General features: G+C 69.9%; 19 protein-coding genes. 9 read left to right on the top strand and 10 right to left on the bottom strand.

Going from position 1 to position 24,875, the window contains the following annotated elements; genetic code table 11:
• Positions 1-401 precede the first annotated feature (401 nt).
• Entirely contained in the window at positions 402-3,398 is a 2,997-nt protein-coding gene (locus OG947_RS21180; protein ID WP_328812815.1) for a UPF0182 family protein, read from the bottom strand.
• Positions 3,399-3,576: 178 nt separating this feature from the next.
• On the opposite strand from OG947_RS21180, the gene OG947_RS21175 reads away from it, so the two are divergent.
• On the top strand, positions 3,577-4,215 hold the full coding sequence (locus OG947_RS21175; RefSeq protein WP_231476446.1) for a PPA1309 family protein: 639 nt from the start codon (positions 3,577-3,579) through the stop codon (positions 4,213-4,215).
• Positions 4,216-4,232: 17 nt separating this feature from the next.
• Here the strand turns inward: OG947_RS21175 and OG947_RS21170 are convergent, their stop codons facing one another.
• Positions 4,233-5,258 carry a YlbL family protein gene (locus OG947_RS21170; RefSeq protein WP_328812814.1) on the bottom strand — a complete coding sequence of 342 codons (1,026 nt, stop codon included), beginning with the start codon at positions 5,256-5,258 and terminating at the stop codon, positions 4,233-4,235.
• Positions 5,259-5,391: 133 nt separating this feature from the next.
• Here OG947_RS21170 and OG947_RS21165 point away from each other — a divergent pair, with 133 nt between their 5' ends.
• The 3 genes from OG947_RS21165 to OG947_RS21155 all read left to right on the top strand — a co-directional run bounded on the left by OG947_RS21165 (position 5,392) and on the right by OG947_RS21155 (position 9,169).
• Positions 5,392-6,771: a zinc-dependent metalloprotease gene (locus OG947_RS21165; protein WP_328812813.1), complete on the top strand. Its 1,380-nt coding sequence runs from the start codon at positions 5,392-5,394 to the stop codon at positions 6,769-6,771.
• A 123-nt stretch (positions 6,772-6,894) separates the two neighbouring features.
• Entirely contained in the window at positions 6,895-7,776 is an 882-nt protein-coding gene (locus OG947_RS21160; protein ID WP_328812812.1) for a hypothetical protein, read from the top strand.
• Positions 7,777-7,858: 82 nt separating this feature from the next.
• Positions 7,859-9,169: an ABC1 kinase family protein gene (locus OG947_RS21155; protein ID WP_328812811.1), complete on the top strand. Its 1,311-nt coding sequence runs from the start codon at positions 7,859-7,861 to the stop codon at positions 9,167-9,169.
• A gap of 23 nt (positions 9,170-9,192) precedes the next feature.
• Here the strand turns inward: OG947_RS21155 and OG947_RS21150 are convergent, their stop codons facing one another.
• From OG947_RS21150 to OG947_RS21140, 3 genes are all read right to left on the bottom strand, one after another.
• Positions 9,193-9,537, bottom strand: a complete 345-nt coding sequence (locus OG947_RS21150) for a WhiB family transcriptional regulator (protein WP_155957109.1) — start codon at positions 9,535-9,537, stop codon at positions 9,193-9,195.
• Between the two features lie 151 nt (positions 9,538-9,688).
• Positions 9,689-9,946, bottom strand: coding sequence for a hypothetical protein (locus OG947_RS21145; RefSeq protein ID WP_222647049.1), 258 nt, complete (start codon positions 9,944-9,946; stop codon positions 9,689-9,691).
• Between the two features lie 89 nt (positions 9,947-10,035).
• Positions 10,036-12,165 carry an ATP-dependent DNA helicase UvrD2 gene (locus OG947_RS21140; RefSeq protein ID WP_328812810.1) on the bottom strand — a complete coding sequence of 710 codons (2,130 nt, stop codon included), beginning with the start codon at positions 12,163-12,165 and terminating at the stop codon, positions 10,036-10,038.
• 136 nt (positions 12,166-12,301) lie between these two features.
• Between OG947_RS21140 and OG947_RS21135 the strand changes: the two genes are divergently transcribed.
• Positions 12,302-12,529, top strand: a complete 228-nt coding sequence (locus OG947_RS21135; protein WP_037186837.1) for a mycoredoxin — start codon at positions 12,302-12,304, stop codon at positions 12,527-12,529.
• A gap of 20 nt (positions 12,530-12,549) precedes the next feature.
• Here the strand turns inward: OG947_RS21135 and nudC are convergent, their stop codons facing one another.
• Entirely contained in the window at positions 12,550-13,425 is an 876-nt protein-coding gene (gene nudC / locus OG947_RS21130; protein ID WP_328814083.1) for an NAD(+) diphosphatase, read from the bottom strand.
• 87 nt (positions 13,426-13,512) lie between these two features.
• A complete protein-coding gene (locus tag OG947_RS21125) occupies positions 13,513-14,583 on the bottom strand; it encodes a potassium channel family protein (RefSeq protein ID WP_027506830.1) in 1,071 nt (356 codons plus the stop codon).
• Between the two features lie 159 nt (positions 14,584-14,742).
• On the opposite strand from OG947_RS21125, the gene OG947_RS21120 reads away from it, so the two are divergent.
• Positions 14,743-15,174 (top strand): DoxX family protein, encoded by a 432-nt coding sequence (locus OG947_RS21120; RefSeq protein ID WP_261769633.1) that lies wholly within the window; start codon positions 14,743-14,745, stop codon positions 15,172-15,174.
• On the opposite strand, the gene OG947_RS21115 is transcribed toward OG947_RS21120, so the two are convergent.
• A complete protein-coding gene (locus tag OG947_RS21115; RefSeq protein ID WP_328812809.1) occupies positions 15,175-18,531 on the bottom strand; it encodes an ATP-dependent helicase in 3,357 nt (1,118 codons plus the stop codon).
• Positions 18,528-21,917 carry an ATP-dependent helicase gene (locus OG947_RS21110; protein ID WP_328812808.1) on the bottom strand — a complete coding sequence of 1,130 codons (3,390 nt, stop codon included), beginning with the start codon at positions 21,915-21,917 and terminating at the stop codon, positions 18,528-18,530. The genes OG947_RS21115 and OG947_RS21110 overlap by 4 nt, the downstream gene beginning before the upstream one ends.
• 112 nt (positions 21,918-22,029) lie before the next feature.
• Here OG947_RS21110 and OG947_RS21105 point away from each other — a divergent pair, with 112 nt between their 5' ends.
• Both OG947_RS21105 and OG947_RS21100 read left to right on the top strand, forming a co-directional pair.
• Positions 22,030-22,851: an alpha/beta fold hydrolase gene (locus OG947_RS21105; protein WP_328812807.1), complete on the top strand. Its 822-nt coding sequence runs from the start codon at positions 22,030-22,032 to the stop codon at positions 22,849-22,851.
• On the top strand, positions 22,848-23,150 hold the full coding sequence (locus OG947_RS21100; RefSeq protein ID WP_222638660.1) for an MGMT family protein: 303 nt from the start codon (positions 22,848-22,850) through the stop codon (positions 23,148-23,150). Before OG947_RS21105 ends, OG947_RS21100 begins: the two co-directional genes overlap by 4 nt.
• A 7-nt stretch (positions 23,151-23,157) precedes the next feature.
• Here OG947_RS21100 and yczR read toward each other — a convergent pair whose 3' ends face one another.
• Positions 23,158-24,639, bottom strand: coding sequence for an aminotransferase-like domain-containing protein (yczR, locus tag OG947_RS21095; RefSeq protein WP_222638661.1), 1,482 nt, complete (start codon positions 24,637-24,639; stop codon positions 23,158-23,160).
• Positions 24,640-24,714: 75 nt separating this feature from the next.
• Here yczR and OG947_RS21090 point away from each other — a divergent pair, with 75 nt between their 5' ends.
• On the top strand, positions 24,715-24,849 hold the full coding sequence (locus OG947_RS21090) for a hypothetical protein (RefSeq protein ID WP_261769634.1): 135 nt from the start codon (positions 24,715-24,717) through the stop codon (positions 24,847-24,849).
• Positions 24,850-24,875 lie beyond the last annotated feature (26 nt).

Below are 24,875 nucleotides of genomic sequence, written 5' to 3'. Positions count from 1 at the left end.
GGGCTCACACCCCCTCCAGCAGGCGGGAAGGGGTGCGGGGTGCTGGAATCCGTGCGGGTCGACGCGGCTCCCCCACACCCGGCCACGCCCCGGCCCCGTCGTCGGCGCAGGCGATCCGCACACGTTTCCTTAGCCGCGCACCCCCACCCGCCGGCGACAACGCGTGCGGGGCGCTGGAACCCGTGCGGGTCGACGCAGCGGCTCCCCCGCAACCCGGCTCCCCGATACCACCACTGCCATCCGCACACGTCGCACAAGCCGCACACCCCCACCCGCCGGCGGCAACGCGTGCGGGGCGCTGGAACCTGCGCGCAACGACCCGAACACAACGACCCGCGCTCACGACGAAGCCCCGCCACTCGTGACGAGTGACGGGGCTTCGGTCGTGACTACCGGGCCGACTATCCCCCGGTGCTGTTGTACTGGTCGATCGCGCGCTGCAGGTTGTCGAACGCGGTACCGAGCTGGGCGAAGTCACCCGACTGCTGCGCGGTCCGCACTGCTGCCAGCGCACTGTTGAGGTTGTTCACCGCGGCCGTCCGGTCGACGGGCGCAGCGGGTGCGGCCGACGTGGACGGAGGCGTGGTGGCAGACCCCTCGGTGGGTGCCGAGGTGGTGCCGGTCGACGAGCCGTTGTCCGGCTGCGGCTCTGTCGCCTCACCGCCCGGCGCGGTCGCCACGCTGCCCGTACCGGAGCCGAACACCTGGTCCAGTGCCTCGGCCAGCGTCGCCGCGTACCCGACGCGGACACCGCCGCCCGCACCCGGCTCGCGATAGCTCACGAGTACGCGGGACAACTGCGGGAACGTGGAGGTGTTCGTCGTGTTGCGCTCGGTGTACAGCGGCTCGACGTACAGGATTCCGCCGTTGGCGATGGGCAGTGTCAGCAGGTTGCCGTACTGGATCCTGTTGGACTGCTGCAGCAGCGTTCGGTCCGACGCCACACGGGTGTCCGACGTCATGGAGTTCTGCGCCTGCTGCGGACCCTGAGTCTGCGTGTCGGTGGGCAACTGCAGCACCGTGAACTCGCCGTAACCCTCCGGATCGGAGCGCACGGAGATGTACGCGGACAACAGCTCTCGGTTGAAGCCCACCATCGCACTGGTCAACCTGAACGACGGCTGGCCCGTGTCCGGATCACCGATCAGGACGTAGTACGGCGGCTGGTTGAGGTTGGTGCCACCCTCGACGGTCGGGTCGCTGGGGACCGACCAGAACGCATTGTTGGTGAAGAACTCGCCGGGATCGTTGACGTGGTACTTGGCGAGCATCTCGCGCTGGACCTTGAACAGGTCCTCGGGGTAGCGGAAGTGCTGACGCAGTTCGTCGGAGATCGCCGACTCGGGCTGGACCGCACCCGGGAACGCGCCCATCCACGCGGCGAGGACGGGATCGTTGTCGTCCACCTGGTACAGGTTCACCGACCCGTCGTAGGCGTCGACGGTGGCCTTGACCGAGTTGCGGATGTAGGACACCTCGTCACGCGGAAGCAGTCGACCGGTGTTGGCGTCGATGCTGTCCTGCACCAGTCCCTCGAGCGAACTGCGCTGCGCGTAGGGGTACTGGTCCAGCGTTGTGTACGCGTCGACGATCCAGACGATCTTTCCACCGACCACGGCCGGGTAGGAGTTGCCGTCCGCGGTCAGCCACGGTGCGACCTTCTGCACGCGCTCACGAGGATCGCGGTTGAAGATGATCTTCGAGTCGTCGCCGATGGCGCCCGAGAAGAGGATGTTGCGTTCGGTGTACTTCGCCGCGAACGCCAACCGGTTGAACCAGTTGCCGATGCTGACGCCACCCGAACCGGTGTAGGTGTAGCGCGAGGTGTCGGTGTCGTACTCGCGGCCGTCCGAGCCTTCGCTGCCACCGACGATGGCGTAGTCGGGGTTGGACGACGCGATGACCTCGCCGTAGTAGATGCGGGGCTGCTCCACCGGGATGACCTGGTCGTCCGCGGCCTGCGACGCGAGGTCGCTGACGGTGTAGATCGGGTACCCGGAGTTGCTGTTCGACTCGGTGCTCGTCGCGTCCTGCACGGCGGCGTTCACGCGGTTGGCCGGGGCCGCCACGAAACCGTTGCCGTGCGTGTACACCGTGTGGCGGTTGATCCAGTCGGTCTGGTTGCCGGTGAGGCTGTTGGGAGACAGCTCACGCGCCGCGACGATGTAGTCCTGGAGCTGCCCGTCGATCTCGTAGCGGTCGACGTCCAACGTGGACGGGAACCCGTAGAAGTTCTTGAGCTGCTGCTGCTGGGTGAAGGTGCGCGAGAGCACGTTCGGATCGAGCAGACGGGTGTTGGCGATGGTGGTCTGGTCCGCGGGGACGTCCCGAGGCGACGCGGAACCGACGCCCGTGTAGTCCTCGTAGGTCACGGTGTCGTCCGTGATGCCGTAGGCGGCTCGGGTGGCCTCGATGTTCCGTTCGATGTACGCCCGCTCCTTGTCGGCAGCGTTGGGGCGCACCGAGAACTGCTCGACGACCAACGGCCAGACGGCGCCGACGAGAATCGACGACAGGACGAGAAGCGCGGTGGCGAGTGCCGGGATCCGCAGATCGCGCAGGAAGATCGCCGCGAAGAAGGCACCCGCACAGATGACAGCGATGGCCAGCAGGATGAGCTTCGCGGGCAGGACGGCGTTGATGTCGGTGAAGCCGGGGCCCGTGAACGTGGGCTCCTTACGGCTGCTCGACAAGAGTGCGTAACGATCGAACCAGTACGCCACCGCCTTGAGGACGACGAAGGTGCCGGCGAGCACGGCCAACTGGATGCGCGCCGACTTGGTCAGCGCACCCTCGCGGCCGCTGAGGCGCAGGCCGCCGAAGATGTAGTGCGTGACCAGTGCCGCGAAGAAGGCGATGACGACGGCGACGAAGAGCCAGTTGAGGATCGACCGGTAGAACGGCAGATCGAAGGCGTAGAAGCCGACGTCCAGGTTGAACTGCGGATCCTGCACGCCGAAGGATCCACCGTGCAGGAACATCTGCACCGTGACCCAATTGCCCTGTGCGACAAGGCCGGAGAGCAGGCCGATGACGACCGGGATGCCGATACCGAACACGCGCAGACGCGACATGACGGTGGTGCGGTAGCGAGCGATGGGATCGTTCGGTCCGGCCGTGGGCACGAAGACCGGACGCGACCGGTAGGCGACGGTGAGTGCACCGAACACCGTGCCGCCCACCAGCAGAGCGACGACGAGGAACGTGATCACGCGAGTGAGGAGCACCGTCGTGAAGACGTTGCGGAAACCGACCTCCCCGAACCACAACCAGTCCGTGTACGTGTCCACCAACCGGGGACCGATGAGCAACAGCGCGGCCAGAACCAACGCCAGGACCAGTAACGTACGGCTCCGTCTCGACAACGACGGTAAACCGGTTGGGGGCCTCATGCCCACGTGCCACACTCCAAGATCTCGCGCGCCGTCGCCTCGTGACACCACCGTGACGACACCACATGTCCGTTTTCGACCACTGTACGGACACCCTCGAACGCGGAGTGTCCCGCCGTGGCGACGTCCACGACTCTAGCCCTCGATGCGAGGATGGAGCGGTGAGTGACAACGAGGATGCATCGTGACCGGGAGCGAGTGGTTCGATCCCGAATCCGGGGACGCCCGCGCCGAACGCGCCCTCGCCCGCTGTGTGCGCGAGGTCGTCGACTACGTGGACGCCGGCGGGTGGGACCAGGGGCCTCAGTTGTTCGCGTTGGTCCCGACCGAGGATCTGGCGGCCGCGGAGCCCAGCCTGCTCGACCAGCTCGAGGACGGCGCCGACCTGACCCCTGTCGCCCAGGAGCGGTTGCCCGCCGACGTCGCGGGCGGATCGCACGCGCTCGACGAGTTCCTCGGCACGACCACCTGGCCGGCGTCGGTCGCCGGGTGCGCACTGGTCGAGGAGATCGTCGTTCTGCCGCCCGAGGCCGAATCGGATCTCGACAGCGCCCTCGCTCCGCTCCTGGCGGATCGCGACGCGGCGGACCAGGCCGCGCGCCTCACGGCCGAGGAGCACCCCGACCGGCGCGACGGGCGGCTCATCGTCGCCGTACTTCGGGACGGTCCGTCCATCGCCCTGCTGCAGCTGCGTCCCGAGAACGAGGACGACAGCAGTTTCGACGAGGCGCCGGAGCTACTGACCTACGAGAACCTGGCGCCGAACGTCGTCGCGGCGCTGCACGCCACGCTCGACGCGGATCCCGAGGACGAGGACTACTGACGTTCGCACCCGGATCGTCACGAGCAGGACGGGGCGTCTCCCCCACCGGCCAGAGCGTCGAGCGACCCGATCGCATCGTCCAGGCTCGTGACCTTCACCAGGCGTAGCCCCTCCGGCGTCCGCGGCGCCGCCTCGGCGCAGTTGTCCGCGGGAACGAGGAAGATCGTCGCGCCGGCCTCGCGTGCGGCGACCAACTTGTACGGGATGCCGCCGATGGGACCCACAGCGCCGTCGGCGTCGATCGTTCCCGTGCCGGCGACGAAGGCACCGCCGCTGAGGTCGCCGGGACTGAGCTTGTCCACCACCGCCAGCGAGAACATCAGTCCGGCGGACGGGCCGCCGACGTCGGCGAGATTGAACTCCACGGTGAACGGCACGTCCGGTGTCTCCTCCGGGGTGATGCCGAGATAGCCGCGCTCGGCGTCGTCCGGACGGGCGGCGACGGTGACGTTCTCCGTCGTCGTCGCGCCGTCCCGCGTGACGTCCACCGAGATGGTCGTGCCGGGATTCACGGCACCGACGGCCTTCTGGACGTCGGCCACAGTGGACACGGGCGCGCCGTCGATCGCGGTCACTCGGTCACCCTCCTCGAGGACGCCCGCCGCGGGGCTGTCGTCGCCGATCTGCGCGACCGTGAGCACCGTGGGCAGTCCGAGGTGATCCAGGGCTGCGAGTTCCGCACTGTCCTCGGATTCCGCGAAGTCGGCCTGGTTGGCGTTCTCGACCTCTTCTCGGCTGCGATCGGGCGGGTAGATCTCGTCGCGCGGGACCAGCCCCTGCCTGCCGCTGAGCCAGAGGCCGAGGGCGTCGAACACCGTCAACTCGTCCCGCACCGCCACGGTCGTCATGTTCAGGTGGCCGGACGGCCGATCGACGTCGGTGCCCTGGACGTCCACGACGGGCTTGCCGTCCACCTCACCGAGGGTGTCGAACGTCGGTCCGGGCCCTAGGGCCGCGAACGGAACGGTGACCGCAGATCCCAGAACTCCGAGGACGACCACCGGCAACAGAGCGACCAGGAGCGTCGCGATCCTTCGATTCACGTCACCACAGTAGAGAACGACACCGTCAGCGCTGTCGGGGAGACGCGTCGACGTCGCCCGTGGCGTCGCTGTGTTCGCGCTCGGCGCACTCGGCATCGCCGCCGAACCCGTGTTCGGCTTGTACCGTTGAACCATGACCAACACGCCTTTCGGATTCTCCAATTCCGACGACGACCCGGACAAGAACGAGGGGTCGAGCGGCGGCTCCGGCACGCCCGGAGGTGGTGCCGGCGGATTCGGTTTCGGCGCCGAGGGTTTCGATCCGGCGGCGCTCGGCCAGATGTTCACGCAGATGGGTCAGATGTTCAGCGGGATGGGATCCGGTGCCACGTCCGGACCGGTGAACTACGACCTGGCGAAGAAGCTGGCCCTCCAGCAGATCGGGTCCACCACCCCCGTGCGGGAGGGGTCGAAGTCCGCCGTCGTCGACGCGGCGCACCTGGCGGAGCAGTGGCTGAACGAGGCCACCATCCTCCCGGCCGGCGCGGTACGCACCGAGGCGTGGACTCCGCAGGAATGGTTGGACAACACGCTCGACACGTGGAAGCGGTTGTGCGATCCCGTCGCCGAGCAGATCTCCGGCATGTGGACCTCCGCGTTGCCGCCGGAGGCGCAACAGATGGTCGGTCCGATGATCGGCATGCTCGGTCAGATGGGCGGTATGGCGTTCGGCTCACAGCTGGGCCAGGCCCTGGGCCAGCTCGCCAAGGAGGTCCTCACCTCGACCGACATCGGCCTGCCGCTCGGCCCCTCGGACACTGCGGCGCTGCTTCCCGACGCCGTCGCGGTGTTCAGCGAGGGCACCGAGCTGCCCGAGCGCGAGGTGCTGGTGTTCCTGGCCGCGCGCGAGGTCGCCCACCACCGTCTCTACTCGCACGTGCCGTGGCTGCGTCAGCGCGTTCTGGCCACCGTCGAGGAGTACGCGCGCGGCATCCGGATGGACTTCGGTGCCATCGAGGAGGCGGCCCGCGGTATCGATCCGTCCGCGCTCACCGACCCGAGCCAGCTGGAGAAGATCCTGCAGCAGGGTGCGTTCGAGCCGCAGACGACCCCGGAGCAGAAGGCGGCCCTGGAGCGCCTCGAGACATTGCTGGCCCTCGTCGAGGGGTGGGTGGACACGGTGGTGACCACCGCTCTGGGCGAGCGGCTGCCGGGAGCGTCCGCGCTGTCGGAGACGATGCGGCGCCGTCGCGCGTCCGGCGGCCCGGCCGAGCAGACCTTCGCGACGCTCATCGGCCTCGAATTGCGGCCGCGCAAGGTGCGTGAAGCAGCCGATCTGTGGCGTCGACTGACCGACGCTGCGGGTATCGACGGCCGCGACGGTGTGTGGGCCCACCCCGATCTGCTGCCCGACACCGCGGACCTCGACGACTCGTCGTCCTTCATCGGTCGCATCGTGGGCGGGGACACCGGGTCCTTCGACGACCCCATCGCGCAGCTCGAGGAGTTCGAGCGCAAGCGCGCGGCCGAGAAGAAGGCCGAGGGAGACGACGAGGGCCCCGCCCCCGTCTGATTCCGCCGACCTGGGACTTCCCGGCGCCCGCGTGACTGGATCGCAGGTCGGAGCGCCGAACGCCTGTGGACAAACGGCGCGAGACACCCCCGTCCGCAGTGTGGGGCGTGCCATCGTCTGCGCATGACGGAGACACGCCACGCGAGCTCGCCCGAGATCGCCCGCACGCGCGCCGACCGGGACGGCCTCCCGCACCTGGCCGAGTCGGTCACGCTCCTCGTGCGCCGAGACGGTCGGCTGCAGGTCGGCTGGCATCCCGAGCGCCGGGTGGTCCTCACCCCGCCGGACGGCGTGACACCGGCCGTCATGGCCTCGGTGCTGCGTCTCCTGGACGGACGACGGTCGATACCCGACGTCTACTGGCGTGCAGCCGAACTCGGCGTGGACGCGGCAGTGCTCACCGCGGTGCAGGCCGAACTCGAACGACTGGGCGTGCTCGGACGTCGTCGTCCGCGGTCGTCCGCCGTCCGCACGGTCCTCGTTCTGGGACGCGGTCCCCTGTCGGATGCGGTGTCCATCGGGTTGTCCTCGACGGGCCGCGTCCAGCGCCGGCACGTGTCGCTCCCCCACAGACACGCGGACGTCGACTGCGTGGTCGTGGCGGACACCGTGCTCTGTGCTCCCGAGGTCTCCCGGGTGCTCATGGACGACGGCATCCCGCACCTTCCCGTGCGGCTGCGCGACGGCGTCGGCGTGGTGGGTCCGCTCGTCCTGCCCGGACACACGCCCTGCCTCGAGTGCGTCGAGCTGACGCGGTGCGACTACGACCGGGAATGGCCGCACCTCGCCGCGCAGCTACTCGGCACCGTCGGGTCCGCGAGCGGCGCCACCATCGCCGCCACCGCGGCGTTCGCGGTCGCGCAGGTCACCGAGTTCCTCGACGCACACGCGGACTCGCCCGCACCGATGACCGTCGGGCACAGCCTGGAGGTGGACCTCGTCGCCGCGGCCACCCGTCGTCGACGATGGCCGCGTCACCTGTTGTGCACCTGCGCTCGTCGGTGACGGACGGTGTGACGTGTCACGGATGCGCGGCCGGGTCTCGGCCGTCGCGGCGCGTCGGCCGATCGTCAGACATGATGGAGTCATGCCCGACATCCCCCGCAGCAGTTCCGCCCGGACAGCCAAGCTGGCCAGCATCCCCCTCGGGATGGCAGGCCGCGCAGCGATGGGCTTCGGACGCAAACTCGCGGGCGGAAATCGTGCGGAGATCGACGCCGAACTCAGCGCCAAGGCCGCCCAGCAGATGTTTGCCGTCCTCGGCGAACTCAAGGGCGGAGCGATGAAGTTGGGTCAGGCTCTCAGCGTCATGGAGGCGGCCGTACCCGAGGAGATGGCAGAGCCCTACCGCGAGGCGCTGACCAAGCTGCAGGCCGAGGCGCCCCCGATGCCGATCGCGACGGTCCATCGGGTGATGGATCAACAGCTCGGCACCGGGTGGCGCTCGCGCATCTCCGACTTCGACGACACGGCCACCGCGTCGGCCTCCATCGGGCAGGTGCACCGAGCGACCTGGTCCGACGGTCGCGACGTGGCGGTCAAGATCCAGTACCCGGGTGCGGACGAGGCGCTGAAGGCCGACCTCAAGACGCTGTCGCGTTTCGTCGGCATCCTCGGCACCATCGTGCCGGGTACCGACGTGAAGGCCGTCCTCGACGAGATGTCGGCGCGCACGGAGGAGGAACTCGACTACCGGATCGAAGGCGAGAACCAGCGTGCGTTCGCCGCGGTCTACGACGGGGACGAGCGATTCGCCGTGCCTCGTGTCGTGGCGAGTGCTCCCAAGGTGGTCATCACGGAGTGGATGGAAGGAACGTCCCTCTCCTCCGTCATCGCCACCGGAACCGCGGAGCAGCGCAACACCGCCGGCGAGAACCTGGCCCGTTTCCACTTCGAATCGGCGGAGCGCGTCCGCCGCATCCACGGCGATCCGCACCCCGGCAACTTCAAGTTGCTCGCCGACGGCAGGCTCGGCGTCATCGACTTCGGTGCGTGCCTCACTCTCCCCGACGGTCTGCCCCCGGAACTCGGTCGGATGGTGCGACTCTCGCGCGACGAGGAGTTCGACGAGCTGACGGAACTGCTGCGCGAGACGGGATTCGTGATTCCCGGCCGCGAGGTCACCGAGCAGGAGATCGCCGACTATCTCCGCCCCTTCACCGATCCGATCATGACCGAGTCGTTCCACTTCACTCGAAAGTGGCTGCAGGGCACGGCAGGCAAGGCCGCGGACTTCAACGGTCCGCAGTTCCGTACGGCCCGGTCCCTCAATCTGCCGCCGCGGTACGCGGTGATCTTCCGCGTTCTCCTGGGATCGGTGGGCATCTGCGCCCAGCTCGACGCGAATGCTCCGTACATGGCGATTCTCACCGAGTGGATGCCCGGGTTCGCCGAGTAGCCGGGCGACACCCGCACCGACCGTCAAGCACAGACGACGGACGGTGCGGGTGAAACCGGGTTCTTGCGGGGACGGCCGCGAGACCGCTTGCGCGCGATGACGACTCCCTGATCGAAGATCTCGCCGCCCCACACTCCCCACGGCTCGGCACGGTCGAGCGCCGCGTCGAGGCACCCCGACCTGATGGGGCAGTGTGCGCACAGCTGCTTGGCGCGTTCGAGACGGTCGGGCGACTCGGCGAACCAGAGATCCGGATCGGCTCGGCGGCACGGCAACTGATCTGCGACGAAGTCGTCGATGGCGGCCACGGACCGGTCGGTCGTGGTGTCGTCGGTGCGGCATGTCGTCCGGGTGGTGGCGGGTGACACGTCGTTCTCCTCTTCTGCTGCGATTCACGGTGGTGTCGAACTCGACAGATCTGGCGAGATCCGTGAACGGCGTCGAGGGGTGTCCCACGACGAAGGCCACGGTTCGCAGGTGCGAATCCGTGGCCTTCGACGAAGGAATGCTGTGCGGTGCCTATCGAGTGATGTCCCGATCGACTCCGGTGCCCACGGATGCGCGATGCGCCCAGCGCTCGCGGTGACGGCGCGGCAAGGGTGCCACTCCGAAACCGGTCGTGCTCAGTGCGATTGCTTCGGCGACTGCGCCTGCGCCGGCTTTGTTCATGCCGGTGCTGCAGACGGCAGACTTCTGCTGCAGAAGCGCTGCGGTGGTGTAGATCTCCACGGGTGACACCTCCTTCGGCGGCGAGTCGGAATCGAGCAGGTCACGCACCGGAAACCCTCACGGGGCGCGCGGTACGAAATACACAGTAAACGGCTGTCTCAGACCGCACAACCCTTTTTCGACCTGCGGAGATGCGCTCACTCGGTGGCGGAGAGACGGGCGTCGACGAGCGCCAAGACGTCGGCTCCGAACCGCTCGAGCTTCTTCGCCCCGATACCCGGGATCGCGACGAGCCCGCGATCATCGCGTGGCCGTTGCTCCGCGATGGCGGTCAGCGTGTTGTCGCTGAAGACCACGTAGGCAGGAACCTTGAGCGCTTTCGACGTCTCCGACCGCCAGGTCCGCAGGGATTCGAGCAGAGCGATGTCGACGTCGGCCGGGCAGTTCTCACACCGGCCGAGCATGGTGGCCACCGTGCCGATGACGGGCTTGCCGCACACACGGCAGACCGGCCGCTTCTTGTGGACGGTGGGTGCGGCGATGCGCGATGCGGGCGACGACTCGGGAACCAGGTCGACCAGGAACCGCGAACGCCGACGCGACTTGCGACCGCCCTCGTTGCGGGCCAGCGCCCAGGACAGTTCGAGGTGCTCCCTGGCGCGCGTCACACCCACGTACAACAGGCGACGCTCCTCCTCCACCGCGGCCTCGTCGGGCGACGAGTTGTTGTCTCCCAGAGCGTGACTGATGGGCAGCGTGCCGTCGGTGAGACCGACGAGGAAGACCGCGTCCCATTCGAGTCCCTTGGCGGCGTGCAGTGACGCCAGCGTCACCCCCTCCACCACCGGAGGGTGCCGAGCCTCCGCGCGCATCGCAAACTCACGCACCAGTCCCTCGAGATCGAGATCGGGTATCTGGACGACGAGATCCTCGGTCAGCGCGACGAGAGCCCGCAACGCAGCCCACTTCTCCCGCGCCTGAGCACCGTTGGGTTCCGTCGCCGACAGTCCCAGGGGAGCCAGCACCGCCTCCACGAGCCGCGGCAGCCCGGCCCCGCTGCGTGCGTCGGACGGCAGGTCGTCCCGGGCGGCGCTCGACCGAACGGCGGCGACGGCCGACCGGACGTCCTGCCGCTGGAAGAAGCTCTCGCCGCCGCGGATCTGATACGGAATTGCCAGATCCGTCAGCGCCTTCTCGTGCGCCTCGGAATGAGCGTTGATGCGATAGAGCACAGCGATCTCGGACGGCGCCGTGCCGGTACGGATCAACCGTTGAATGGTGCGCGCGACTCCCGCGGCCTCGGACGCCTCGTCGTCGTACTCCACGAAGGTGGGGTCCGGTCCCGCCGCGCGCTGTCCGATGAGCTGGAGCCGTGTCCCCGCGATGCGCCCCTTCGCCGCGCCGATGACCTTGTTGGCGAGCCCGACGACCTCCGGTGTGGACCGGTAGTCGCGCTCCAGGCGCACCACCGTCGCCTCCGGGAACCGCCGCGAGAAGTCGAGCAGGAACCGCGGTGTGGCCCCGGTGAAGGAGTAGATGGTCTGGTTGGCGTCGCCGACCACCGTCAGGTCGTCCCGATCGCCCAGCCAGGCGTCCAACACACGCTGCTGCAGTGGAGTGACGTCCTGGTACTCGTCCACGACGAAGCACCGGTACCGCTCGCGGAACTCCTGTGCGACGGACGGACTGTTCTCGAGCGCCGCCGCCGTGTGCAGCAGCAGATCGTCGAAGTCGAGGAGCACAGCATCGGGATCGCGGTTCTTGAGTTCCTCGTAACCCTCGTAGACCGCGGCGACACGATCCGCGTCGGTCGGCGTGTCGCGGTGCAGCCGCGCGGCGGCGGCCGGATAGTCCTCGGGCGCGATCAGCGAGGCCTTGGCCCACTCGATCTCACCCGCCAGGTCGCGGACACTGTCGGTGGACGTCGAGACGCCGGCAGCAGAGGCGGCCTGCCCGACGACGCCGAACTTGCGATCCAGCAGACGCCAGTCCGTGTTTCCCACGACCTGCGGCCAGAAGTACTTGAGCTGCCGCATCGCGGCGGCATGGAACGTGCGCGCCTGCACCTGCCCGTCGGACGACTGCCCCCGGATACCGAGGACGCGGAGCCGTTCGCGCATCTCCCCCGCAGCCCGCGCGGTGAACGTGACGGCGAGGACCTGACTCGGCTTGACGTGCCCGTCCGCGACGAGGTGGGCGATGCGACGGGTGATCGTCCTGGTCTTGCCGGTTCCTGCACCCGCGAGCACACACACGGGGCCTCGCGGAGCGAGCACGGCGGCCGACTGTTCGGGGTCGAGACCCTCCACCGCATCCCTGTCGTTCACGTGGCCATCATGTCAGCCCGCACCGACACCGCCGGCGCGCCCATCGCCCGATCGGAACAACCGTCGATGACTCCGCGTTGAGAGTTCCGTGACCACAGCACAGCAGAAAGACACAGCCCACGTGCCCGCAGTGACGATGTACTCGACGACCTGGTGCGGCTACTGCCGACGTCTCAAGACGCAGCTCGACGAGAACGGCATCGCCTACACGGAGATCGACATCGAGAAGGATCCCGCGTCCGCCGAGTTCGTCGGAAGCGTCAACAACGGAAACCACGTCGTGCCGACTCTGAAGTACGCCGACGGGTCCACTGCGACCAACCCCAGCCTCGCGCAGGTCAAAAAGGCAATCGGCCTGAACTGAGCCGCGGGCGCTCGCGTTCGTCAGGACTCGAGCGCCGCCCACGACTCCACCATCGCGCGGGCGATGGAGATGCTTCCCGGAAGTAGGAGCGGAGCGTCCTCCGAGCCGCTCCAGTCCCCGGCGGCGAGGGCGGTGCGTACCTCGTCGCGGGTGAACCATCGCGCCTCCGCGATCTCACCGTCGTTGAACGACAGCGGTTGTGCAGCGTTCGCGCGCGCCGCGAACCCGATCATCACCGAGCGCGGGAACGGCCAGGGTTGACTGCCGAGATAGGTGATGTCGGACACGTCGAGACCGACCTCCTCGCCCACCTCGCGGCTCACGCACGTCTCGAGCGACTCCCCCGCCTCCACGAAACCGGCGAGCACCGACATCCGACGCTCCGGCCACATCGGCTGGCGTGCGAGGAGGACGCGGTCCGCCCCGTCGTGAACGAGGACGATGATCGCCGGGTCGGACCGAGGCCACTCCTCGTGGCCCGTGAGCGTGCTGGTGCGGGACCACCCCGCCGACGAGAGCACGGTCGGTGATCCGTCGCGCGCACTGAACGCGGCTGCCCGGTGCCAGTTCAACAACGCCACCGCCGTCACGACCAGCCCCGCCGACGACTCCGTGAGGACGTCGCCGAACGACCGCAGATCCGTCACCTCGCCGGCGAGTGCGGAGACGGAGACCGCCCAGACGTGGTGGTCGTCGACGACTCCCAGGAACACCGCGTCCTCCGGCGGCGAGTCCGCCGTGTCGACGGCCGGTACGAGCGCCACTCGACCGTCCTCGACCGGCACGCGACCCTGACTGTCCACGCGCAACAGCCGTGCGGTGGGCCACCCTGCGGCGAGTGCCGCGTCGTCGCGACGCAATTCCTCGGCGCGGTCGATCGGGGAACGCGAGAGCATGGGCTCGGACAGAAGTCGGAAGGACACGTCACGACCCTACTGACCGGGTCCGACGGCGGCAGATCCGGTGCACCGCAGTGCGGCTGGTCAGTTGGAGACGCGTCGGATGTAGAGCAGTCTGTCGTCCGCCTCGATCGCATCGACCTCGGGCGAACCGACCCGCACCAGGCGACCGTCACGGACAACACCGAGCACGATGTCCGACAGGTGGCGGGGCGATCCGCCGACCTCGTCGCGTTCGACCTCGCGCTCGGCGATCGCGAAGCCCGCCTCGGGGGTCAGCAGATCCTCCATCATCTCCACGACGCTCGGCGTGGTCGTGGCGATGCCCAGCAGTCGCCCGGCGGTCTCCGAGGAGACCACCACGGAATCGGCGCCCGACTGGCGCAGGAGATGCACGTTCTCCGCCTCGCGCACCGCGGCCACGATCTTCGCCTTGGGCGCGATCTCCCGCGCCGTGAGCGTCACCAGCACGGCGGTGTCGTCCCGGTTGGTCGCGACGATGATCGACGCGGCGTACTGAGCACCGGTCAGGCGCAGGACGTCCGACCGGGTGGCCGAGCCCTGCACGGTCACCAGCCCCAGGTTGCTCGCCGCGTCCAGGGACGACTGATCGGTGTCGACGACCACGATGTCCGAGGCCGACACCCCGTCTCCGAGCATCGCGGCGATCGCGGTGCGACCCTTCGTGCCGTACCCGACGACCACGGTGTGATTGCGCACGTTGCGCCTCCATCGCTGAATCTTGAACGCCTGGCGCGAACGTTCGGTGAGCACTGACAGGGTGGTGCCGACGAGCAGGATCAGGAAGAAGACGCGCAGCGGCGTGATGACCAGGATGTTCACCAGGCGCGCGGACGGGGTGATGGGCGCGATGTCGCCGTAGCCGGTGGTCGACAGCGACACGGTCGTGTAATAGAAAGCGTCGAGGAAGGACAGCTGATTGTCCTGGTTGTCGGCGTACCCGTCCCGGTCCACGTAGACGACCATGGCGGCCACGAAGAGCGTGGCGAGCGCGATGATGATGCGCTGGTAGATCGCCCGCCAGGGGCTCTGCTCGAACTCCGGGATCCGCAGGACACCCACCAGTGCGAAGTCGGGGCGATCCGTGAGTCCGGTGTCGGTGTTCAGCAGCCGATTCCGCAACCGTCCTGCCATGAATGTGGTCCTCGTCCGTCGCTCGTGGTCGTCGATCCGCCTCGTCGGCTGCCGTGACTGTATCGGAGCATCGAGCCGCGGACCCCCATCAGTCGCTGCAGAACTCCGGTGCTCCACCGTCCTGTTGGCAACGAGCAGACGATGGTGCAGGCTGCGACCATGACGCTCCGTACCCTGCCGCTGCTCGATTCCGTTCGACTCCCGTCGCGCCGACGGGCGGCGGACACGGCGGCGCAGCGACTCGCGGTCCTCCTCGGCGGAGCCGGTGTCCTGCACTTCGTCACACCGGCGCCGTTCGATTCCCAGGTGCCGCACGTGCTCCCCGGATCACCGCGGACGTACACGTACGTGTCGGGAGTGGCGGAGCTCGGACTGGCGGCAGGACTGATCGTTCCCCGCACTCGTCGCCTGACCGGCGCCGCGGCCGCCGCCTTCTTCGTGGCCGTGTTCCCGGCCAACCTGCAGATGGCCGCGTCGTGGTTGCAGAGCGAGAAGACCTCGACCGCGATGAAGGTGGGGGTCGTGGCTCGACTGCCGCTGCAGATCCCGCTGATCACGCAGTCCTGGAAGGTGTACCGCGACGCGCGCTGATCACGTCGCCGGGTCCGCGCCCGCCGTGGAGATGATCTCCGCCAACCGTTCCGCGTCCGGGAGATCCGTCGGAGACACGGTGACTCCCGATCGCACGTAGTGGAAGGCCGCCCGCACCGTGGTGAGGGGCACCGGCTCGGAGCGGGTCGCCGACATCAGCTCCGCCCAGGCGAGTCGGTAGGCGGCGAGCTGGATCGCCACCGCACGTTCCTCGGCCGGTGTCGGCTGCGCGCCGGTCTTCCAGTCCACCACCGTCCAGCCACCGTCGGAGTCCGCGAACACGGCGTCCATCCGTCCCCGCAACACGACTCCACCGACCGACGTCTCGAACGGGACCTCCACCTCGACGGGACTGCGCAACGCCCACGGTGACGCGTCGAACGCACGCTGCAGCTCCTCGAGGTCCGTGTCGGCGGCCGAGGCGCCGTCCGCCGCGCCGGGCAGCTCGTCCAGGTCGAGCAGGCGGGTCGCCCCGAAGCGTCGTTCGACCCAGGCGTGGAACGCGGTGCCGCGACGCGCCAAGGGGTTGGGCGCGAACGGGACCGGTCGCCGCAGCGTCGATGCCAGGGCGTCCGGATCCGCGACGAGGTGGACCACCTGGCTCACCGACATGGTGTCGGGCACGACGACGTCGGTTTCCGGCCGCGACACCGCATCACGTTCGGCGAGAAGCAGTTCGACGTCACGCGCCCACCCGTCGGGATCGTCGTCGTCCGGATTCTCGGACGACGATTCCTCGACCGATGCCGACTCGACGAGTGCGGCGCGCACGGCTGCAGACCCCATGATCACGTCCTCACGGCGGGCACCCAGCGGATCGGCCGGCCAGAGTGCCGTCAGTTCGACTGTCGCGTAGGGGTTGTCGGCTCCGTCCGGCGGAGTGGGTTCCCAGTGCTGCACGGTCCCGATCTCCGCGCCGCCGATCGCCGAGGTGGTCTCGACGAGGCCGTGCAGTTCGGCGAGGAACGACGAGGGACCCTTCGGCGACGAGGCGCCGGGAGCCCAGTGGTGCGCCGAGACCAGCAACACCCGCTCGGTGCGCGTGAGGGCGACGTAGAACAACCGTCGGTCCTCGTCGAGTCGGCGACGTGCGAGCGCAGCCTTGTGTTCGGTGACGGCGTCGGCGATGTCGCCGCGGTGCGTCGCGCCCTCGAGATCGAGAACGGGGACGCCCCCGGCGTCGTCACCCGGAATCGCCCTGTCACCGCGCAGGGACGGCGGTAGCTCGGCCACCGAGCCCAACCAGGACGCGGACGACCTGGTGGACGGGAACACGCTCTCGCAGACGTGCGGTACCGCCACGACCTCCCACTCCAGACCCTTCGCGGAGTGCACGGTGAGCACCTGCACCCGGTGCGGGTCGACGTCGACCTCGCCGGGCGCGAGGCCGTCCTCGACGGACTCGGCGGCGGACAGGAAGGACAGCAGCCCGGTGAGAGTCGCCGTCTGCTGATCGCCGTACTCCGCGACCACCTCGGCGAAGGCGTCGAGATGCTCGCGCCCGCCCGCGTCCCCCGACGGACGACGCGCCCCCGCCTCCACGTCGATCCCGAGCACTCGCTCGACGTCGGCGACCAGATCGGGAAGTGGCTGACCGAGCCGGTGGCGCAGTGACTGCAGTTCCCCGCCGAGGGCGAGAATGCGCCGATGTCCCGCCTCGGAGTAGCGCGACGGGTCGCCCGGATCCGCCAGGGCGTCCACCAGCCCGGACTGTTCCGATCGCTCCCCGGGCATGCCGTCCTCGAGCGCGCGCCCCAACTCCTCGGCGTCGGTGACCGTGCCCGTCCGCCCGCGGCCGGTGTGCGCCGCGATCTCCCGCGCTCGCCTCCACAGGGCACGCAGATCGGCGGCACCCAGTTGCCAGCGCGAGCCGGTGAGAACGCGCATGGCGGCGCTGCCGGCCAGCGGGTCGCTCACCAGCCGCAGCATCGCCACGAGGTCGGCGACCTCGGGCGTCCGGAGCAGCCCACCGAGTCCGACGACCTCGACCGGCAGGCCTGCGCCGCGCAGAACCTCGGCCATCGGCCCCGCATCGGCGTTGCGCCGCACCAGGACCGCCGCGGTGGGCGGCGTGCGCCCGTCCTCCCGCGCCGTGCGGTACTCCCCCGCGATCGCCTCGGCGATCCACCGGCGCTCGTCGTCCACCGTGGTGGTCAGCGCGAGCCGGACATCGCCGGGCACCGCACCGGGACGCGCGCGCAACTCGTCCACCGCGACACCGCGCATGCGCAACGGGGCAGCCACCGCATTGGCCAGCGCGAGCGCCTCGGGCGGGTTGCGCCAGCTGGTCGACAACTGACGCACCGGGGCCGGGTAGCGCGCCGAGCGTGGGAAGTCGGTAGCGAACCGGGGAAGGTTCGCGGCGGACGCACCGCGCCAGCCGTAGATCGACTGCATCGGGTCGCCGACGGCCGTCACCGTCAGAGTGGAGTCACGGCCACCCCCGAACAGCGAGGACAGCAGGACGCGCTGCGCGTGACCGGTGTCCTGGTACTCGTCCAGCAGCACCAGCCGGCACCGCGTGCGCTCGTCGCGGCCCACGTTCGGGTGGTCCGCCGCGACACGGGCGGCCAGGGACATCTGCCGCCCGAAGTCGAGCAGTCCGTCACGGGTCATGACCTCGTGGAGCCGCGCCACCAGGGGCAGCAGATCGAGCCGGTGTTCCTGCACCTGCAGTATGCCCAGCAGGTCCTTGGTGGGACCGCCGCTCTTCTGCTTCGGGCCCGGTGGCAGATGGTGGATCAGCTTCTCGAGCTCTGTGTGGGCCTCTCCCAGGTCGCCCGGTTCGACCAGGTGCTCGGCGAGCTGACCGGACAGGGCGAGCACGGATTCCGTGATCGACGCCGGTGCCCGGTCCAGTGGGACGTCGCCGTCCCATGCGGCCACCACGCGGTGGGCCAGCTGCCACAGCTCGGTCTCCGACACGAGAGTCGTGGACGGTTCGAGCGGCAGCACCATGCCGTGGCGTTGGAGCAGTCGGCCCGCGTACGAGTGGTACGTGCTCACCTCGGGCTCGCCCGACAGGACGGTGCGCCGCAGCTCACCGGACGGATCGAGACGCCGCAGCAGGTCGGACCCGGCCAATCGGGCCAGCCGTTGGCGAATGCGCGTGGTGAGCTGCTGGGCGGCCTTGCGCGTGAAGGTCAGGCCCAGCACCTCCTCCGGCCGGACCAGACCGTTGGCCACCATCCAGACCACTCGCGCCGCCATGGTCTCCGTCTTGCCGGCACCGGCGCCGGCAACGACCAGCAACGGACCGCGCGGAGCCGCGATGATCTCCGACTGCTCGTCGGTGGGCGGGAACTGGCCGAGAGCGACGGCGACCTCGGCGGGGCTCACTCGGGCCACGTCTCTCATCCTTCGGTCACCTGCCTGCCTCTGTCCTGTGCCGGGCAGGACGACGCTATCGGGCAGTGCCGACAGCCGTCGTTGACGCGAGCCTCGAACACCGGGCCCCGCGTGGCACGCGCCGCGTCGACGACGACGGTGCGCCACTGCTCGAGGGTCTCCCCCGTGAGTGCTGCCTGCGCTCGTTCGGTGGCACCGGTCCTGGTGTGCGGCTTGGCGACGTAGACCAACCGCCCGCCGCCGGGACTGCCGGCCGGTTCGCCCTCGACCGCACCGGCGGCGAGTGCCACCTGATACGTCGCGAGCTGCGCGTGCTCGGCCGTCGCCGCGGCCGTCGCCGCGTTCTTACCGGTCTTGACGTCGACGACCACGGGTCGTCCGTCGGGGTCACGTTCGAGCCGATCGATCCGTCCGCGCAGCGCGACGGCGGGCTCGTCCGGCGTGCGCGGTTCCAACACCCCGTCCACCGGCACCTCGACACCGGCCTCCGTCAGCTCGCCGCGTGAGCGTGACATCCACTCCTGAAACGTCTCGATCATGGTGGCGGTACGTGCGAGCTCCTTGCGCGAGAACCACGCAGATCCGAGATCGACTGCCACCCAAGCTTTCTCCAGCTCTCTGCGCACCTCGTGCGGCGGCACCCGACCGGCCACTGCCTGCACCAGCGTGTGCACCAGCGTTCCGGTGACCGCGTGCACGGTGTCGCCGTCGGTGCCCCCGTTGCGTTCGAGCGCCCACCGCAGCGGGCACGCGGTGAGCACCTCCACCGTGGACGGCGACAACGACACCGGCCCGTCCGCCGGATCCCACAGCGGCAACTCGGTACTGGTTCCGGACAGCCCGTACCACTCGTCCGGGTGGGCGCCGCGCACCCCTTCCCGCGCCAGTCGCGCCAGGTGCCGTGCGGCGCGCGCACGGCGGTCGGGGTCGTTCTCCGCGACACGACGGTCGCACACGACCGCACGCAGCTCGGCGACCAGAGCGGGCAACGCGAGCACCCGGCCGAGAGGCGCGGTGGGGCCGGCACCGGAGTCGCTCTCGTCGACGTCCGAGTACCGCACGGCATCGGACGCGAGCAGGTCGTCCACGAACCTCGACCGCACGGTGTCCGCGCCACCGGTCACCGAGTCGACGGCGGTGACGAGCAGGCTCGACCGTGCGCGGCTGCACGCCACCAGGAACAGGCGACGTTCCTCCGCGAGCAACGGTGCGGTCCGCGAGACCCGATCGTCCAACTCGCGATCGCCGTCGGAGACACCCGCGGCGAGATCCACCAGGGCCTCGACCCCGAGCAGCGATCCGCGCGGGCGCAGCGCGGGCCACAGTCCCTCCTGTACGCCCGCCACCGCGACGACGTCCCACTCGCGCCCGACCGCGGCATGGGCACTCAGAATCCGCACCGCGTCGGGAACGATCGCGGGACGCCGCCCGTCGCCCACGGGAACCTCCTGGTCGGTGACGTACTCGACGAACCCCTCCAGGGTGCCGCGCGGGAGTGCGTCGACGTACGCGGCCGCGGCGTCGAACAACGCGACGACGCTGTCCAGATCCCGATCTGCCTGCACGCCGAGAGGCCCACCCCGGCCGGACGACGCCACCCACCGGCGTTCGAGCCTGGTGGCACGCCACCCGGCCCAGAGTGCGTCCTCGACGCGACGACCGGCCGGGCCCACCGCCTTCGCGATGGCCGTGACCACGGCACGGACGCGGGTGAGCGGTGCCTTCTCGACGTCGGACAGACGTGCGACGAGCGGGTCGACCGAGGAGCCGATCATCGCGGCGCGCAGCAGCACGGACGAGTCCCGCTCGCCGCCCTCGGCCACGTCGCCCCGCCGTAGCCCGCGACGCAGTCTGCGGACGGCGAGCGGATCCGCCCCTCCGATGGGACCTTCGAGCAGTGCCAACGCAGCGTCGTCGGAGAACACCGCCGCCGACCGCTCGGGTGCGCACCGGGCAGCGGCGACCGCACGCATCGCGAGCAGCAGGGCAGCCGCACCACGGTGCCGATGCAGGGGCACGGCCGTGGCGGACGACACCACCGGCACCCCCGCGGCGTGCAGCGCGCGACGCAGGGACGGCAGCGACCGCGGAACGGAGCGGACGACGACGGCCATCTCCGACCAGGGCACGCCGTCGGCGAGATGCGCGCGGCGGAACCTGTCGGCGATGGCGGTGGCCTCCTTCGCCGTCGAGGACGCGACGACCACCCGCACCGGCGGAACCGCGCGGGTCTCCTCCTCGGCCGACGGGTGTTCGTCCTCCGCCCTGTCGTCGCGGAACTGCGTGCCGACACGGTGTGCGACCCGACCGGACAGGTGCGCGGTGATCGCCCGCTGCACCGAGGCGACACCGGAGTCCGAACGGTGGTTGCGGGACAACACGACACGACGACCACCGTGCCCGTCGTCCAGATCGGTGAGGAAGTGCGCGTCCGCGCCGCGGAAGGAGAAGACCGCCTGATCGGGATCGCCGGCGACGACGGTGGACGACGCACCGGCGGAGAGCAGCCGCACCAGCTGGGCCGCCTGCGGATCGAGGTGCTGGGCATCGTCCACCAGCACGTGGCGGATGCGCCGACGTTCGGAGACGAGCAGGTCCGGATCCGTCGCGAACGCCGTGAGCGCTGCACCCACGAGCTCGGCCGCGTCCAGTCCGGGCGACGTGGCCTCCGGAGTCTCGACGCCGACCGATCCTCGAAGCAACATCGCCTGTTCGTACTGTGCGGCGAACTTGCCCGCAGCTACCCACTCGGGCCGAGAGTGCTTCCGCCCCCACGCGATCAGGTCCTCCGGACCGAGCCCGCGTTCCGCGGCGCGCAGGACGAGATCACGGAGCTCGGACGCGAAGCCCACCAGTCCGAGCGCCGGGCGCACGCGCTCCGGCCACCGGGCGGCGCCGTCCGCGATCTCACCGCGGAGCATCTCGCGGATCACGGAGTCCTGCTCCGCGTTGGTGAGGAGACGCGGCGGCGGATTGCCGTAGGCGGACGCCTGCAACCGCAGCACGGCGAAGGCGTACGAGTGCACCGTGCGTACGAGTGGCTCGCGTGTCGCGCGGGGCTCGGAGGACACGCCCAACAGCCCGGCGGTGATCTGCTCGCGCATGTCGACGGCCGCCTGACGCGAGTGCGTGAGCACCAGGACCGACTCCGGATCGCTTCCCGGCGCCGTCATCCGCGCCACCGCCACATCGGCGACGAGCGCGGTCTTCCCGGTGCCCGGACCGCCCAGAACCTGCCACGGCCGGGAGTCGCCGGGCTCACTCGGCGCGACCAGCGGCGCACACTCCTGCGGCCACGTGCGCACCTGCGCGACACGGTGCGTCCGGCGCACCAGCCGGATACCGCCACGGGTGACAGCCGCGTCTCCGGTGGTGCCCGCGCCGTCGTCGTTCATGAGGCGCATTGCATCATGGGAGTCCGACACACCCCCAGTTCCCACACAGCCCCCTCTCCGAGACCGACTCGGTTCCGCCACCGCGTCGACACTCGACCGCTCAGGAGACCCCATGCCGACGACCTCCGAATCCCCCGCCCCCACGACGGATGCCGACGACGTCGCCGTGTACGGCCCGGCGTCCGGACCGGTGGTCCTGGCGATCCACGGCATGACCGGCCACGGCAGGCGCTGGCATCGGTGGAGCGAGCACCTGCCCGAGGCCCGCGTCGTCGCTCCGGACCTGGTGGGTCACGGCAGGGCACCGTGGACTCCGCCGTGGTCGATCGAGCGCCAGGTCGATCGGCTGGCCGACGTCCTACGGGCCCACTCGGCCGGGCCCGTCGTCGTGGTCGGCCACTCCTACGGGGGCGCGCTCGCGATCCATCTCGCGAGGTCGTTCCCGTCGCTCGTCGCGGGACTGGTGCTGCTCGATCCCGCCATCGGCCTGCCGCCGGACTCGATGCTGGAGACGGCGCAGTCGACGGTGCTGTACGACGACTACACCGATGCCGCGGAGGCACGCTCGGAGAAGCTCCACGGTGCGTGGTCCGACGTCCACCCGGCTCTCGTCGACGAGGAGATCGCCGAGCACCTGGTGGACACCGACGACGGGCGAGTGCGATGGCGGACGTCGACGGCCGCCGTCGTCGCGTCGTGGGGCGAGCTCGCGCGCCCGTTCGTGCTGCCGCCCGGTGACATTCCGGTCACCGTCGTGCGCGCCGCGCGGGTGGACCCGCCGTACCTCACACCGGAGTTCCGGGACGCACTCGTCCGCTCGTCGCCGGACGTGCGGATCGTCGACCTGGACTGCGACCACATGGTGCCGCAGGCGAAGGGTCCCGAATCGGCAGCTCTGGTCGACGAGATGATCCGACGCGTGACGACGTCGTGAGCCGCATCACCGACGAACAGGTCGAGGCCGTGCGCGCCGTCGTGGCCGCAGTCCCCGCGGGCAGTGTCACCACGTACGGCGACATCGCCCGGGTCGTCGGACTGCCAAGCCCACGCATCGTCGCGTGGATCATGCGGACGGACTCCTCCGATCTGCCGTGGCACCGGGTCATCCGTGCCGACGGCCGCCCGGCTCCCCACCTCGTGACACGTCAACTCGCGGCGCTGGCCGAGGAGGGGGTGTCGTCCGTCGACGGCCGCATCGCTCTGGCGTCGGTCCGGTACCGCCACGAGCCCTGATCGAGTGTCAGACCATCGCTTCGGGGACGGCGTGCGACGGAACGCTCTCGCGGGGCCCGGCATCGACTCCCGCTCCCACCAGTTCCGCGAGGACGGCGACCGCGTCCTCGATCTCCTCGGGGCTGCGGGAGAACGGGATGCGTTGGCACTCGTCGAAGGCGTATCCCGTCCCGAAGCGTGATCCGGGGGCGAGCAGCAGTCCGCGACCGCGGGCCGATTCCACCAGGTCCGTGGACCGGACGCCCGATGGCAGCGTGCACCACAGCGACAGTCCGCCGCGCGGCCGGTGGAACGTCCAGCCCGGCAGCGACCGCGTCACGGCCGCCATCGCCGTGTCGCGACCCGCCCGCAGCTGATCGGCGCGGTGCGCCACCACCGCGTCGTACTCGCCGAACAGTTCCACGGCCGTGTACTGATCCATCATCGACACCGAGAGCTGCCGCCTCGCGTAGGTCGTGGCCACGCGCGCCAGGTGCACCGGGTCCGCGCGCACCCACCCCACCCGCAGCCCGCCCCACACGGTCTTGCTCAACGATCCGACGGTGATGCAGGCGCGGTCCGGGACCGGTGCGCCGAACGGCTCGACGTCGGCGTCGCCGTCGAGACGGAGGTCGGCCGACGCCTCGTCCACCACGGTCACCACGGCGTGCCGATGCAGCGTGGCCGCGAGCCGACGCCGGGACGTCTCGGGCAACACCGCTCCGGACGGGTTGGAGTGGTCGGGCATCAGGTAGGCCAGTACCGGATCATGTTGCCGCGCAGCCCTGTCCATGTTCTCCACGAACGTGTCGGGATCATCCGGATCGATGGCCACCGGAACACACTTGCCACCCACGGCTCGCACCATGTCGATGGCGCCCGGGTAGGTCGGGTGTTCGGTCAGCACACGATTGCCCTGTTCGACGAAGGTGTCGATCACGGCGTGCAACGCATCGCTGGCGCCAGCGGTCACGAGAATCTGGTCGGCGCTGGTGGGGAGCCCGCGAGCGGAGTAGTACCGGGCGATCGCCTCGCGCAGTCGGCCCACACCGGTGGGCACGTAGCCGACGTGCAGGCCCGTCGTGCTCAGCGCGCGGGCAGCAGCGTCGTAAGCGGGTCCCAGCAGGGCCGAGGCCGGCGGCGCGGCGTTGACGAATTCGAGCACGCCCGGTTGGGTGCCGCGCAGGATGCCGCCCCACGGCTGACTGTCCCCGCGCGGAACGACGAAGGTGCCCGCCCCGTGCACCGACACCGCGATGCCGTGCTCACGGAGTTCGCGATAGGCCGACGCGACCGTCACCCGGCTGACCCCCAGCACCGACGCGAGGACGCGCTCCGCGGGCAGGCGGGCATCGGCGGCCACCGCGCCTTCCTCGACGAGACGGTGCAGTTCCTGCGCGAGTCCGAGGTACAGGGACCGACTGTCCCGCGCGACGGCGGTCATGTCGATCGCGGCGGCGAGTGCGCGCGCCGACAACCCGTCGCGCAGCCGTGCGGGAGTGGATGCCATGCCGCCACTATGCCACAGTCCACTCGAGTCCAGTGGACTGCTCCATCAGGCCTTTCGCCGGTCGAGACTCTGTCCATGATCGTCATCGGAACACTTCTGGCCCTGTCCACTCTCAGCATCGGGTTCGGCGCCGTCGCCGTCGCGGGCGGCGGTCGCCACTCTCTCGAGGGCCCACCGCGCAGTCGGCCCGTGTCCACCACCGGTCGATGAGGCTGCCGCGTCGCCTCCACTACTGT

This window comes from Rhodococcus sp. NBC_00297 (assembly GCF_036173065.1).
Classification (GTDB): domain Bacteria; phylum Actinomycetota; class Actinomycetes; order Mycobacteriales; family Mycobacteriaceae; genus Rhodococcoides.
Note: the sequence above shows the minus strand (reverse complement) of the source record. Positions and strands in the feature narration are given on the sequence as shown.